This window comes from Paenibacillus sp. MAHUQ-63 (assembly GCF_028765165.1).
GTDB lineage: Bacteria > Bacillota > Bacilli > Paenibacillales > NBRC-103111 > Paenibacillus_E.
In genome coordinates this window covers 671,557-685,903 of the sequence record NZ_JARADB010000002.1, presented here as the reverse complement: position 1 = coordinate 685,903, position 14,347 = coordinate 671,557, and the positions used below count along the sequence as shown (strand labels likewise).

The window sequence follows — 14,347 nt, the reverse complement described above, 5'->3', positions numbered from 1 at the left end:
AATTTAAAATAAAATCCCCCTAGACATAGGGTCTAGAGGGACGGTCTTATTTGCCCTTTAACTGGCCGACGAAGCTTCCGATTTGTTGAAGACCCGCGGGGTGAGCGGCATCTTCTTCGAAATGATGCAGTGCGCTTTCGATCGAGCGAACGATCGCACTTCCGACGACGACGCCGTCGCAAAGCTTCTCAAAGCGCTGCACTTGCTCCCGGTTCGAAATGCCGAAGCCGACGACAATCGGCACATGGGCCGCTTCGCGAACGGTGGATAAGAAATTCTCGATGCCGCCGAAAAACTCCGAACGCTCTCCGGTCACGCCCAGCGAAGATACGCAGTAAACGAATCCGCGTGCTTCGGAGGCAATGCGCTGGACCCGTTCATTGGAAGTCGGCGCCACGAGCGGGATGAGATGAATCCCGAAGGATTCGGCGATCGCTCTTGTTTCGCTGTCCTCCTCAAGCGGCAGGTCCGGTATGATGATACCGCTGATCTCGTTCTCCTGCATCGTTCTGAAGATGCGCTCAAGACCGATTTGCAGAACGGGGTTATAGTACGTAAAAAGAATAAATGGCAGCTTGGAACCTCTGCTTCTTGCTTGCCGTGCAACATCGATCACATCGAAAATGGTGATTCTGCTCTGCAGCGCACGCTCGGAGGAGCGCTGAATGACAGGTCCGTCAGCAAGCGGATCCGAATAAGGAACGCCGAGCTCGATCAAATCGGCTCCGGACCGCTCCATCTCCAAGATCAGCTCCAGGGAAGCCTGAAGCGACGGATCCCCGATAGTCAGAAACGGTATCATCGCCGTTTCTCCGCGCTCTTTCAGTTCGGCAAATCGCTGGTCAATCCGATTCATCGCCTAAACCCCTCCTTCGCCTAGATAGCTCATAATCGATTCCACGTCTTTGTCGCCGCGTCCGGATAGACTGACAACGATGATTTGGTCTTTGGCCATCGTCGGTGCCAGCTTAATCGTCTGGGCGATCGCATGCGCACTCTCCAGAGCCGGAATGATGCCTTCCGTACGGCTCAGCAGCTGCAGCGCATCAAGAGCTTCTTGGTCCGTAATCGGATAATACGAAGCGCGCTCGATGTCCTTCAAGTAAGAATGCTCAGGACCGATGCCCGGATAATCCAAGCCAGCCGAGATGGAATGCGCCGGCAGCACTTGTCCGTATTCATCCTGCAGCAGGTAACTCATCGAGCCTTGGAATACACCTGGAGAACCTTTGGTCATCGTTGCCGCATGTTCATCCGTATGAACGCCCCGGCCCGCCGCTTCCACACCGATCAATTTCACGGTCTCGTCACCGACGAACGGATAGAAAATGCCCATCGCGTTGCTGCCTCCGCCTACGCAGGCTACAACGGCATCCGGCAGTCTGCCTTCCGTTTCGAGAATTTGTTCACGCGACTCGTCGCCGATAACGCGCTGAAAGTCGCGCACCATCATCGGATATGGATGCGGACCCGTCACGGAGCCTAGAATATAGTACGTATCCTGTACGTTACTGACCCAGTAGCGAAGCGTTTCGTTGCAGGCGTCCTTCAGCGTGCGTGTGCCGGAAGTGACGGGAATGACTTCGGAGCCGAGCAATTTCATCCGGAAGACGTTCAATTGCTGTCTCTTCGTGTCCTCTTCACCCATGAACACTTTGCACTCGAAGCCCATTAATGCCGCTACCGTTGCGGAGGCCACACCATGCTGACCGGCGCCCGTTTCGGCGATAATTTTCTTCTTGCCCATCCTCTTCGCCAGCACCGCTTGCCCGATCGTATTGTTAATCTTGTGGGCGCCGGTATGGTTCAAATCTTCGCGCTTCAAATAAATTTTGGCTCCGCCAAGCTTCTCGGAGAGTCTCTCCGCATAATAGAGCGGCGTCGGTCTGCCGGAGTATTGCTTCTGCAAGTACCGAACCTCCGCAATAAACTCGGGATCATCTTTATATCGGTTATAAGCTTCTTCCAGCTCTGTCAATGCATTCATCAGTGTTTCTGGTACGTAACGGCCGCCGAACTTGCCGAATCTGCCGTGCTGATCAGGAACTTGCGTCACTTTCCGGTCACCCTTTCCACAAATGCAGTAATTTTCGCAATATCTTTCACACCGTTCGTCTCCACGCCGCTGGATACATCCACGCCGTCGGGACGATAGGCTTCGACTAATTGGTCGACATTGTCAGGCTGAAGCCCGCCGGCAACCAGCAGCTTGACGCCTGCTCCGCGAGCCCACTCCTGATATACGGGAATGCAGTCCCAGGCGAAAGTCGTGCCGGATCCCCCGCCATATACGGGATCGAACGTATCCAGCAGCGCGGCGTCAACCGCCCCTGCATAAGGGTCCAGCTGGTCCGCCACTTCTTCCAAAGTAGGGATTCTGTTCTCCGATTTGGAGATGGATACGGATTTGAATACCTGAACCTGGAATTGCTCCCGCACCCATCGGCAAAATTCAGGCGTTTCCTTGCTGTGCAGCTGGACGACGTCGAGGGGAGCAGCCTTCATAATGTCCGCAAGCTCCTCCTTGGTCGGGTTCACGAACACGCCGACCGTAAGCGGCACCGCCCTGCCTTGTTCCGCTTCGCCTTTCAAGTAACGGATCAGCTCCCCGGCCTTGCCCGCAGTTACTTGACGCTTGCTTGGCGCAAACACGAATCCGATATGGTCGATCGGCAAATGTATGACTGATTTTAACACTTCAACGCTTTGAAGTCCACAGATTTTTACTGTCGGAGCAGCCCCAGTAACCATTGGTTTCGCCTCTTTCTAAGCCATAGAATTCGTTGTTTTCCCGCGCGGTCCCATCAGGTCGTAGACGGCCTGCTCGACAACCGGCTGACGCATGAAGTGCTCGCCGATCAATACGGCTTTCGAGCCGATTCGCTGCAGATAGTCCATATCCGCAACTGAAGAAATACCGCTCTCACTAACGACCGTAATGCCGGCCGGAACATGCTGAATAAGTTCTTCCGTCGTTGCGAGATCCGTAACGAACGTCTTCAAGTTCCGGTTATTGATGCCGATCAGCTGCGTGCCAAGCTCCAGAGAGCGGTCCAGCTCTTCACGGTCATGCACCTCGACAAGCGCATCCAAGCCCAAATCCTTCGCTAGTGCCAAATATTGTTTCATTTGATCCGTCGTTAGAATTGCAGCGATGAGCAGAATCGCGTCAGCACCGATCAAGCGGGCTTCGTAGATTTGCTTCGGATCAATCGTGAAATCTTTGCGCAATAGAGGCACGTTCACCGCTTGCCGCACAGCCTTCAAATATTCGTTGCTTCCCTGAAAATATTGCACGTCCGTCAGCACCGAGATGCAGTCTGCGCCTGCCCGCTCGTAAGCCTGAGCCAGCCCGACCGGATGGAAATCCTCCCGGATCAACCCTTTGGAAGGGGATGCTTTCTTCACTTCGGCGATCAGCCCCATCGAACGGTTGCTGCGCACGGTTAACGCCTGCTCGAAGCCCAAGCATGGCGGAAGCGCCGAGATCGCTCTCTCCGCTTCCTGGATCGAGAAGTCGCTCATCGCCTCCACTTCCGCACGTTTGGTCGCTACAATTTTATCAAGAAACATGGCAAAGTTCTCCTGTGAATTGGATTAGATCGTTCAATTTCTGCTCAGCACGGCCCGAGTCGATCACATCTGCCGCAAATTTAACCCCTTGCTGAAGACTTCCTACATGTCCTGTCACATAGAAGCATGCAGCCGCATTCGCAAGGACGATATCGCGGTGAGGACCTTTCTCTCCGGCGAATATATGACGAATGATTTCGGCATTGAGCATCGCATCGCCGCCGCCGACATCTTTGATACTGTGCGCCCGCAGGCCAAGATCGTCCGGCGTAATGGAATACGTCTGGATGCAATCGTCTTTAAGCTCCGTGACTTTGGTCGGCGCGGAGATGCTGAATTCATCCAGACCATCCTCGCTCGCAACGACCAAGGCGCGTTTCAGACCGAGCTCCTGGAGCGCTCCTGCAATAAGCTCCGTTTTGGTCCGGTCAAATACACCCAACACCTGGCGGTCTGCGCCGGCAGGATTCGTCAGCGGCCCCAGCAGGTTGAACACGGTGCGGAAGCCAAGCTCCCGCCGCGGTGCAGCTACATGCTTCATCGATTGATGATACGCTTGCGCGAACATGAAGCAAATTCCGGTCTTATCCAAGCACTTGGCGGCTTGCTCGCCGGTCAGCGAAATCTTCACGCCAAGCGCCTCCAGCACGTCTGCGCTGCCGCTTTTACTCGACATCGCCCGGTTCCCATGCTTCGCTACGCGAATGCCTCCGGCCGAAGCTACGATGGCAGCCGTCGTCGAGATGTTGAACGTTTCCGCACCGTCTCCGCCGGTACCGCACGTATCGAGAAGATTGTTCTGCAGGACGTTCACCTGCATAGCTTTCGTGCGCATCGTCTCCGCGAAGCCCGTAAGCTCTTCCAACGTCTCGCCTTTGATGCGCAGCGCCGTGAGCAAGCTGCCGATTTGAGCCGGGGACGCCTCCCCTTCCATAATCTCCGACATTACATTGCGCGCCTCTTCACGGGATAGATGACTTCCTCCGATCACCTTGCCAAGCGCTTGCTGGATATGGATCTGTCCACTCATGACTCGATTCCTCCTCTACATCTTTCCCTTAAGAGTTAACAAAATAATCTTTGTTAATATCACTGACCGGTCTAGGCTCGGGGCTGAACATCGCTTCCGCCATCCGGATCGATTTGAGCAGCGCCGTCGCTTTATTCACCGTTTCCTGGTACTCGTTCTCCGGAATGGAATCCCATACGATCCCTGCACCGGCTTGCACATAGGCTTTGCCGTGTTTGAAGACGATCGTACGAATCGTGATACATGTGTCCAAGTTGCCGGAGAAGCCTAAGTAACCAATCGCTCCTGCGTACGTGCCGCGAGCCTCCGGCTCCAGTTCGGCAATAATCTCCATTGCGCGCAGTTTAGGTGCTCCAGACACCGTCCCTGCCGGCATACAGGAAATAAATGCATCGAAGAAATCTTTGTCTTTCGCAATTTTACCGGATACATTCGAAACGATATGCATCACGTGCGAGTAGCGCTCAATATCCATGAACGTATCGCACTTCACAGTTCCGAACTCCGATACGCGTCCGATGTCGTTGCGGCCCAGGTCGACCAGCATCAAGTGCTCGGCGCGTTCTTTCTCGTCCGCCAGCAATTCTTTCTCCAGCGCCAAATCCTCCTCGGGCGTTTTGCCGCGAGGTCTCGTTCCGGCGATCGGCCGCGTCTCCACCTTCTCCTCTTCGACCCGGACCAGCAGCTCGGGGGAGGTGCCCACGACGACTTCGTCATCCATTTTGAGCACATACATATACGGAGAAGGATTCATCGTGCGCAGCACACGGTACACTTGAAGCGGAGAAACCGTTGTTTCCATTTCGAATCGCTGCGACAGCACAACCTGGAAAATATCGCCGGCACGAATATACTCCTTGGCCTTGTTCACGTTGGCGATGTACTTTTCCTTCGTGATATTGGAGCGAATATCGCCAAGTTCAGGCTCCGATACGATCGGATTATGTGTCATCGTTTCCGTGCCTAGCGGACGTTTGATCTTCTCGATTGTCGCATCGATCTTGGCGCAAGTGGCATGGTACGCACTCACGATATCGCTATCGGTAGCGAACGGCGGGACATGCACATTGGCGATTACTTTAATCTGCTGTTTGAAGTGGTCGAATACGACAACCTGATCGCAAAACATGAATTGGATGTCATTCATTTGCAAATCGTCGATACGATGAGCAGGCAATTTCTCATAGTATTGCAGAAGATCGTAGCCGAAGAATCCGACAGCGCCGCCGGTAAAGCGCGGCAAGTCCGCAAGCTGAGGACTGGAGTAGGATCTTAAGTAAGCCTTGAGCACATCGATCGGTTTCTCGTCTGTCACTTTATTCTCCGTCGCTGTCTCTACGACCGTCTTCCCATGTTTGGCCTTGATCATCAAGAAGGGATCGCTTCCGATGAAGGAGTATCGGGCCCATTTGACGCCGCCCTCCACACTTTCTAACAGGAACGCACGCTTTTCTTGGTACAAATGCTGAAAGACGCGGATCGGCGTTTCTGTATCTGCTAACAGATGACGCACGACAGGAATGAGATTATATTGTTTGGATAGTCGAATCACTTCTTGAATTTCAGGTGTATACATGGTTACATCCCCTCTCAGCTTGGGCTTCCTCCTTCACCGAGGCGCTCCAAACTCTATTGAAATAACAAAAAACCTCTACCGAAGTAGAGGCTGGCTTTTAGTTTTATGTAGAATTTAAAGAGTAAGCTGAAAAAAGATTCTGCGGCAGGTATGATGAAACAACGGCTCATTAAGAGTCGTGTATACACGCATACATCCTTACTCATCTTTCCTCATCTCAACTGGTCTCATCTCTACTTAACTAAACTCTGCTCTACTTACCTAAACTCATCTGTCTCCACTATACTACTTAGCCGCTTCATTTGTCAATTTAACAATATCAGGACGAAGCGCTTTGGCTTCCTTCAAATAAATATGGTTGATCTCCGCTTGGCTCTTCGTTGTATTCACCTGAACCATCAGACGAATGCACTTCGGCAGCGAATTCTCCACCGGAACTTCCAGCGAGCACATCAGCGGAACGAGCTCCCATCCTGCCATGGTGCGAATGGCTCTCGCCGGAAATGTGGCCGTAATGTCCTGCGTCACTGTGATGAATACGGAACAGATGTCTTCCGGACGGAAATCGTTCGCCTCTACAATCGCATGCAGAAGCTCGCCTGTCGCTTCCAAAATTTCTTCCGCTTCATTCTGTTGAACCGTCGTCGCACCGCGAATTCCCCTCAAGAACATCGGTTAGCTCTCTCCTTTAAGAAGCTCGACAATTTGTCTGACCTGCTCCACCGTTACATCCTTGCGAATCTCAACTTTGCCGATTTCCACAGGTACGATGTAGACCATTGTGCCTTCTTTGAATTTCTTATCGTGCATCATCGCACTCATAATGCTGTCCGTATCCAGATGTGCCGGTATCGCGACAGGCAATCCGAATTTCAGGAACAGCCCTTTGGTAACGTGATAAATGTCTTCCGAATAACCGAATTGCTGGGCCAGCTTAGCCGCTCCCACCATGCCGATCGATATGGCTTCGCCGTGCAGCAGCTCGCCGTAACCGGCGACAGCCTCCAGCGCATGGCCTATCGTATGGCCAAGGTTCAAGATGGCGCGCAAATCGTTCTCGCGCTCATCCTGGGATACGACGATGGACTTCACTTTACAGCCGACGTACAGCGCATAGCCGAGCGCTTCGGGATCTAAGGCCAACAGCTTATCGGCATTATCGTCGCACCACTGCGTGAATGCGGCATCCCAAATCAAGCCGTGCTTGATCACTTCGGACAGCCCCGCCTTCACTTGCCGCGGCGGCAGTGTCATCAGCGTATCGATGTCGAAGAGCACGAGCTCGGGCTGATGGAATGCCCCGATGATGTTCTTCGCCATCGGGTGATTGACCGCCACCTTGCCTCCGACCGAGCTGTCGTGGGCAAGGATCGTCGTCGGGATCTGCACGAAGCGGATCCCGCGCATGAAGCTCGCCGCCGCGAAGCCGGCGAGATCGCCGACGACGCCGCCGCCAAGGGCCACGATCGCAGAGCTGCGATCAAGGCCTGCCCGGAGGGCGTCGGAGACGATTCCCTCGAGCTGCGCGAGGGATTTGGATGGTTCGCCTGCGGGTACGACGCAGGCTGTCGCGGCGAAGCCGCCTTCGCGAAGCAGCGTCATGACGCGCTCCAGGTGCAGCGGAGCCACCTCGTCGTCGGTGACGACGAGCAGCGGCGACTTGCGGCTGAGCTTGGCGCGGTCGAACAGCGCCGCGATTTGGTTCAGGACACCTTGCCCGATATATATAGGATAAGACCGTTCCCCTAGCTCTACCGTCAGTTCTCTCATTTTAGTAGCTCTCCACTTGTTTCAAGTAGTTGTTCAAGTTCGCGCGAATTTCCTCCAAGGAATCGCCGCCGAATTTATCCAGGAACGCATTCGCAACTTCCCAGGCGATCACGTTCTCCATGATGACTCCCGCGGCCGGAACCGCACAAGTGTCGGAACGTTCAACCTGCGCGGTGAACACTTCCTTCGTGTCGATATCTACGCTCTGCAGCGGCTTGTACAGCGTCGAGATCGGTTTCATCACGCCGCGCACGACAATTTGCTCGCCTGTGGTCATCCCGCCTTCGAAGCCGCCGGCACGGTTCGTTCTCCGTCTGAAGCCTTCCTCTTCCTTATACAAAATCTCATCGTGTACATTGGACCCTCTGCGCTCGGCAGCCTCAAAGCCGATACCGAATTCAACGCCTTTGAACGCTTGGATCGAAAGCACCGCTTGGGCAATTTTGCCGTCCAGCTTGCGGTCCCATTGCACGTGGCTGCCGAGTCCGACAGGTACGCCTTCAATAATAACCTCGACGATACCGCCCAGCGTATCTCCGTCTTCTTTGGCCGCATCGATCGCCGCGATCATTCTCGCTTCGGCGTCTTTGTCCACGACGCGCACCGGCGAATCTTCCGTAAGCCGAATCAACTCGTCGATAGGCAGATCCTGGCGCTGTGCTTCCACATCGCCGATCCGGATAACTTGTCCCGCCACCTTGATGCCGAACTCCGCCAGCAATTGACGTGCCACCGCTCCGGTAGCCACGCGCATCGTCGTTTCACGCGCGCTGGAACGCTCCAGAATGTTACGCAAATCTTTCTGATTATACTTGAGTCCGCCGTTCAAATCCGCATGTCCCGGACGGGGACGATTCACGCGGCGCTTGCCTTCGTTATCCTCTTCTACAGGCTCGATGCCCATAACCGATGTCCAATGCTTCCAGTCGTTGTTAACAACGACCAATGCGATAGGCGCTCCCGTCGTTTTGCCGTGGCGTACGCCGCCGGCGATCGTAGCCGTATCTTTCTCGATTTGCATGCGGCGGCCGCGGCCATACCCCTTCTGACGTCTATGTAATTGAAAATTCAATTCGTCAAAGTTCAATGTCACATTACTTGGAAACCCTTCAATTATCGCAGTGAGCTGCGGTCCGTGTGTTTCGCCTGCCGTTAAATATCTCACAATCCGTTACCCCGTTTCATCTTCGATTGTCTTCCCAAACGCTTTAGCGCTTTGACGCGCGATTATCTTTTAGTCATTATAGTATAGGTACTCCGGTTTGGCAACAGATTTAAACGCAAAAACACGCTTTGCATGCAAGGGAGATTCCCTTTAGCAAAAGCGTGTCCTCATGTAATCAGGAGCGAAGATTACCCGTGCATATGCTGCTTTTGGACAACTCTCGGCAGTTCGGCCATCTGCGGATCGTTCATCAAACCCATGATTTGCGACGAATCCACGCCCAAAATTTGCGCACATTCCTGAATGGAGATCATTCCCCTGCGATAAGCGGTAATCACTTTGCGTTTGTCCATAAGAGCCCCCTAAGTGTTTGCATCAGCCGTATTTGCATCATCGTCACTGAGTTATGCTACATCTTAGTATTGGAAAATATGGAAGAACTTATACCCCTTTCTTCCGATAAAAGAAAGTATCCGCCGGCTCCAGGTCGTATTGACCCGGAGAGAAAATTTGCTCTGTCGAGCCCACGAACAGCAATCCGCCCGGCTTCAGTGCTTTGGCGAACTTCTGATATAGAACGTGCTTGGCTTCTTCAGTGAAATAGATGATAACGTTACGGCAAACAATCAGATCGAAGCCGGTATCGAACGTATCCACCAGCAGATTCTGCTTCTGGAATTTCACCGATTTCTTCAATTCATCCGTTACATGATACATCAATTGATCTTGGCGGAAATATTTCTTCACATATTTCTCCGGCACATCACGCAGCGAGCGATCCAGGTACACCGCTTTGCGCGCCTTCTCCAAAGCGCCTTCATCAATATCGGTCGCGAGCAGATGCGTTTCCTGCAGAGCGCCTTGCTCCGCCAAGATCATTGCCAGCGTATAAGGCTCTTCACCTGTCGAGCAGGCTGCGCTCCATACTTTCAGGCGCCGATTTTTTTTGAGCATGTCGGGAATGAACTTGGACTCCACAAGCTCCCAGCGGTTCGGATTCCGCCAAAATTCCGATACGTTGATCGTCATCCGGTCCAGAAACTCATAGAACATCTCTTTATTTTTCAACATGGCGTCGAAGAAAGAGACGAATGTGTTGTAGCCGCGTTTCATGCGCAGCGTCGTCAAACGCCTCTTCATCTGCGCTTCCTTATAAAGGGCGAGATCGATAGCCGTATGTTCTTTCACTTTTTTGATGAATAACAGAAAATCCTGATCCTCTTCCATGATGACACCCGCCTTGATATTTGTCTCATATTTACATTCTTTCAGCCCGCGCCAAATTCCTTCAAGCTCCGACAAAAAAAGAACCTGCCACCGCGTAGGTAACAGGCTCCCGCTCATATGTATGGAATGCTAGATCCACTGCTGGATGACTTTCGTATAATCGATAAGCTCGTCCGCCTTGAAGAAGTTGCCGATTTCACGCTCTGCGCTCTCCGGAGAATCGGAACCGTGGATGAGATTGAAATTCGTATGTACCGCATAATCGCCTCGAATCGTACCGGGCAAAGCTTCCAGGGAATTGGTCTTGCCGATCAGTGTACGGGATAGCGGAATTACTTGATCCCCTTGCCAAACCATCGCAAATACGGGGCCGGACGTAATGAAATTGACAAGTCTCTCGTAAAAATCTTTTCCTTTGTGCTCGGCATAATGAAACTCGGCTTGCGGTCTCGATACCATCATGAGCTTGCTGCCGATTAGTTGAAAGCCCTTCTGCTCGAAGCGCTTCACGATTTCACCGATCAGGCCGCGCTGTACGCCGTCTGGCTTCACCATCAAGAATGTTTTGTCCATGTCACGACTTCCTCCTTAGAGTTTTCTTCGGAAAATTGCTTCGTAAGCTTATACTCCATAGGGTTTATTCCATGTATTACCTACCAGTTTACACGTTCTGTCAACATTTCTCAAATTGCATCGACTTCTAGTAGGAACGGTTGCCGAAGAAATGGGCAATTTCCACGAGATCTCTCTTGGCTTGTCCGTTCGGCAGCTTGTCCAGGGAAGCAATCGCCTTATCGATGTACTTCTGAGACAGTGCATCCGCTTGCGCGATCCCCTCGCTGTGGCGAATGATATCGAGGAACCGGCTGACATCGGTCTGTCCGTCCAATTGATGAATCCGATCCAGCTCGCTCAATATCTGCGGTCTTAAACTCGGATTCCGCAGGGCGAACAATACGGGAAGCGTAATGTTGCCCTGCTTCACATCGGACCCCGGGGGCTTGCCGATCTGCTTCTCCGTCCCGATCAGATCGAGAATGTCGTCGCGAATCTGGAACGCCATGCCGGCGTTATAGCCGAAGCTGTACAGCTTGTTGCTGATCCAATCGGGCGCGTCTGCGGCCATCGCTCCCAATTGGCAGGAAATCGCAATGAGCAGCGCCGTTTTCCGTCTAATTCTTAACAAATAATCGCGAATCGTTTGGTCGGATTGAAAAAAGAAACGTATTTGTTCCATTTCTCCGATGGACATCTCGACGATCGCTTTGGACATGATCTGATGAACCGCCGGTTTATGTAATTGTGTAATGACGCCAAGCGCTTTGGCGAATATGTAATCTCCCGTGAACATCGCGACCCGGTTGTCCCATTTGGAACGGACGGTTAATTGGCCGCGTCTCGTATCGGCATCGTCAATCACATCGTCATGTACGAGCGAAGCCATATGAATCAATTCCAACGGAACGGCAACTCGTTTCATCGTCTCTAACCGGTAATCCCCGAACTCGCCGGCCAGCAGAACGAAAACTGGACGAATCCGCTTGCCGCCTGCCTTCAACAGGTGGTTGGAGGTTTCTCTCAGCATCGCGTGATCCGTATAAACGCTTTCTTCCAGCGATTTCTCAATTGCTGCTATATCTTTTTTCTTCCTTGCATAAATATCCAATAAATTTTTCATTCTGTCACCCGCGCCACTTTATTCTCTGACCATAAAGCGATCTCAACCGGCTTCGGCAGGAAACCCAGCTCATAACAATACTTGTAGTAGGTTGCAAGCCCTTCCCATTGTTCGGTACCAAAATCATAGCATAACGTATGAAAATAATGATTCCAATATGAAGCGGTTCCTCCGACGGACGCTTGCGCCTTCGCGATCATTTCTTCGGGATTGGCGTGCGCCTTCGCTTTGCTGGCCATAAATGCTTGAAATACTTCCGCCACCAACTCAGGGTATAAGTTCGCTGTTTCCTTGCGAATGGCCCAAACGGCAAACGAAATCCACTGACCTGTCCATTTCGCCCATTCTTGCCCAAGATCCGTGATCATATACGTTTGGTTGCCCCAGCTCTCCTTGATCGCATCATCGCCGATGAGCAGCGCCCCATCCGCCCGCTCCATCATCCGGTTGACATTCGGCTCGGCATATTCATAGGTTGGTTTGCCGTTATAAAATTTCTCAAGAATAATTTTGAGCAAATTGACGGATGTCGCCGATGTCGTCGGCAGCATGATATGGCCGTCCGCGATCTCCCGCAGCGGCTTCTCGTGGAACAGCAGAATCGAGTTGACTTCGCCGTAGGCGCTGACCGAAAGATCCGGATAGAGCAAATAATTCTCGCAGCCTTCTCCGTAAGCAAAGGAGGAGATCGGCCCCATGTCGATGTTGCCGGCCGCCATTGCCCGGTTCAGAGAGGTGGGCACTTGCTCGATGATATCCACTTCGGAGCTCTGCATCAGCTCCGGGAAATAATAATAGATCGGCCATACGTTGGTATAATTGATACGGCCGATGCGAATTTTAGGGTCAAGGTTATTCATTCGGTTCTCCCCATCTTCGGTACAAGGAATGCTCAATATCCATGCTATCCAGCACTTTACCCACCAAAAAATCGACCATCTCCTCCAAGGAGCGCGGACGATTATAGAAAGCGGGCATCGCCGGAATCATGCGCACGCCCATCCGAGACAAGGTGAGCATGTTCTCCAGATGAATGGCATGCAGCGGCGTTTCCCTTGGAACCAGAATTAATGTTCTTCCTTCTTTCAACATGACATCTGCTGTCCGTTCCAGCAAATTGTCCGATGAGCCGTGCGCGATCCCGGATAGCGTTCCCATCGAACAAGGGATGACGACCATCCCTCGTGTTCGAAAGGAACCGCTGGCAACGGATGCGCCGATATCGGTCACCGGATGATACTGATAAGCGCCCAGGCGGCCGCCGAAGTGCTCCTGCAGCGTCTCTTTGCGCTTCGCGGCGTTCCAGTCCAGCTCATCGTGCAGCACTCTCCAGCCGGCTTCCGTCACCATGAGATGCACATCCAGCCCTTGATCGAGCAGTACCTGGCACAATCGCACGCCGTATGCCGCTCCGCTAGCCCCCGTCATGCCGACGACCCAATTGCCGCGGCTCATGTATACTGCCTCACAAGCACATCCAGCAGCGTGAAGGCGAACATGACAAGGCTAAGCACGCCGTTCATCGTGAAGAATGCGGTATTCAGTTTGGACAAATCTTGCGGGGAAACCAGTCTGTGCTCCTTGTACAAGAGAACATAAGCGATCACAAGACCGATCAGATAGAACCAGCTCAAGTGTGTCATGAAAAATAAAGTGACCAAGCCTACAGCGGTCAGAACATGGAGAACGCGAGCCGTCGTCAACGCGGCCTTAATGCCGAAGCGGCTTGGCAAGGAATGCAAGCCTTCCTCACGGTCGAATTCCGCATCCTGGCAAGCGTAAATCAAGTCAAATCCGGCACTCCAGCAGACGACCGTTAAATAAAAGATGATGGAAGACCACGTGAATTGACCTGTTACGGCGATCCAGCCGCCAAGCGGCGCCAAGCCCAGCGTCAAGCCCAGGAAAAAGTGGCACGTCCAAGTGAATCTTTTGGTATACGAGTAAAAGACAAGAAAAAACACTGCGATCGGCAGCAGTTTCATCGACAATGCACTTAAGTTCGAAGTAGCCCAGAAAAGCAAAACAAATGAAATGATAATATAAATAATAACTTGCGGGATGGAAATGAGGCCCGCGGGTATGGCGCGATTCTCCGTGCGCGGATTCTTCTTGTCGATCGCTTGGTCGATGACGCGGTTGAGCGCCATCGCGGCCGTTCTTGCTCCTACCATGGCCAGCGTGATCCAACCGATTTGCGCCCAGCTGGGCAGATGTCCGGCGAGTACAACGGAGCCGAGAATGGCTCCCATGAACGCAAACGGAAGTGCAAATACGCTGTGTTCGAATTTGATCATTTCCAGAAAAATTTTGAGTTTAGTAAACATA

16 protein-coding genes are annotated in these 14,347 nt (G+C 52.6%); all 16 read right to left on the bottom strand.

What is annotated here, in order from left to right:
* Positions 1-46 precede the first annotated feature (46 nt).
* The 16 genes from trpA to PUT07_RS11325 all read right to left on the bottom strand — a co-directional run bounded on the left by trpA (position 47) and on the right by PUT07_RS11325 (position 14,346).
* Positions 47-856: a tryptophan synthase subunit alpha gene (gene trpA, locus PUT07_RS11400; protein WP_274468101.1), complete on the bottom strand. Its 810-nt coding sequence runs from the start codon at positions 854-856 to the stop codon at positions 47-49.
* 3 nt (positions 857-859) lie between these two features.
* Positions 860-2,056, bottom strand: coding sequence for a tryptophan synthase subunit beta (gene trpB, locus PUT07_RS11395; RefSeq protein ID WP_274468099.1), 1,197 nt, complete (start codon positions 2,054-2,056; stop codon positions 860-862).
* Positions 2,053-2,751, bottom strand: coding sequence for a phosphoribosylanthranilate isomerase (locus tag PUT07_RS11390; protein ID WP_274468097.1), 699 nt, complete (start codon positions 2,749-2,751; stop codon positions 2,053-2,055). Before PUT07_RS11390 ends, trpB begins: the two co-directional genes overlap by 4 nt.
* A 15-nt stretch (positions 2,752-2,766) precedes the next feature.
* Entirely contained in the window at positions 2,767-3,573 is an 807-nt protein-coding gene (trpC, locus tag PUT07_RS11385) for an indole-3-glycerol phosphate synthase TrpC (RefSeq protein WP_274468096.1), read from the bottom strand.
* Positions 3,563-4,603 (bottom strand): anthranilate phosphoribosyltransferase, encoded by a 1,041-nt coding sequence (gene trpD / locus PUT07_RS11380; protein ID WP_274468095.1) that lies wholly within the window; start codon positions 4,601-4,603, stop codon positions 3,563-3,565. Before trpD ends, trpC begins: the two co-directional genes overlap by 11 nt.
* 28 nt (positions 4,604-4,631) lie before the next feature.
* Positions 4,632-6,179, bottom strand: coding sequence for an anthranilate synthase component I (gene trpE, locus PUT07_RS11375; protein WP_274468094.1), 1,548 nt, complete (start codon positions 6,177-6,179; stop codon positions 4,632-4,634).
* Positions 6,180-6,464: 285 nt separating this feature from the next.
* Positions 6,465-6,851 carry a chorismate mutase gene (aroH, locus tag PUT07_RS11370; RefSeq protein WP_274468093.1) on the bottom strand — a complete coding sequence of 129 codons (387 nt, stop codon included), beginning with the start codon at positions 6,849-6,851 and terminating at the stop codon, positions 6,465-6,467.
* 3 nt (positions 6,852-6,854) lie between these two features.
* Entirely contained in the window at positions 6,855-7,949 is a 1,095-nt protein-coding gene (aroB, locus tag PUT07_RS11365) for a 3-dehydroquinate synthase (RefSeq protein ID WP_274468092.1), read from the bottom strand.
* 1 nt (position 7,950) lies between these two features.
* Complete coding sequence (gene aroC, locus PUT07_RS11360) at positions 7,951-9,114, bottom strand: chorismate synthase (RefSeq protein WP_274468090.1); 1,164 nt, start codon at positions 9,112-9,114, stop codon at positions 7,951-7,953.
* A gap of 188 nt (positions 9,115-9,302) precedes the next feature.
* Positions 9,303-9,467 carry a hypothetical protein gene (locus tag PUT07_RS11355; RefSeq protein ID WP_274468089.1) on the bottom strand — a complete coding sequence of 55 codons (165 nt, stop codon included), beginning with the start codon at positions 9,465-9,467 and terminating at the stop codon, positions 9,303-9,305.
* An 88-nt stretch (positions 9,468-9,555) separates the two neighbouring features.
* On the bottom strand, positions 9,556-10,341 hold the full coding sequence (locus PUT07_RS11350; protein ID WP_274468087.1) for a CheR family methyltransferase: 786 nt from the start codon (positions 10,339-10,341) through the stop codon (positions 9,556-9,558).
* A 129-nt stretch (positions 10,342-10,470) separates the two neighbouring features.
* Positions 10,471-10,914, bottom strand: a complete 444-nt coding sequence (gene ndk / locus PUT07_RS11345; RefSeq protein WP_274468085.1) for a nucleoside-diphosphate kinase — start codon at positions 10,912-10,914, stop codon at positions 10,471-10,473.
* Positions 10,915-11,041: 127 nt separating this feature from the next.
* Positions 11,042-12,019 carry a polyprenyl synthetase family protein gene (locus PUT07_RS11340; protein ID WP_274468084.1) on the bottom strand — a complete coding sequence of 326 codons (978 nt, stop codon included), beginning with the start codon at positions 12,017-12,019 and terminating at the stop codon, positions 11,042-11,044.
* Positions 12,016-12,879, bottom strand: a complete 864-nt coding sequence (locus PUT07_RS11335; protein ID WP_274468083.1) for a menaquinone biosynthesis protein — start codon at positions 12,877-12,879, stop codon at positions 12,016-12,018. Before PUT07_RS11335 ends, PUT07_RS11340 begins: the two co-directional genes overlap by 4 nt.
* Positions 12,872-13,474, bottom strand: coding sequence for a UbiX family flavin prenyltransferase (locus PUT07_RS11330; RefSeq protein WP_274468081.1), 603 nt, complete (start codon positions 13,472-13,474; stop codon positions 12,872-12,874). Before PUT07_RS11330 ends, PUT07_RS11335 begins: the two co-directional genes overlap by 8 nt.
* The gene (locus PUT07_RS11325) at positions 13,471-14,346 is read right to left on the bottom strand and encodes a UbiA-like polyprenyltransferase (protein ID WP_274468079.1); all 876 of its coding nucleotides are present in this window, start codon (positions 14,344-14,346) and stop codon (positions 13,471-13,473) included. The genes PUT07_RS11330 and PUT07_RS11325 overlap by 4 nt, the downstream gene beginning before the upstream one ends.
* Position 14,347: the final 1 nt, after the last annotated feature.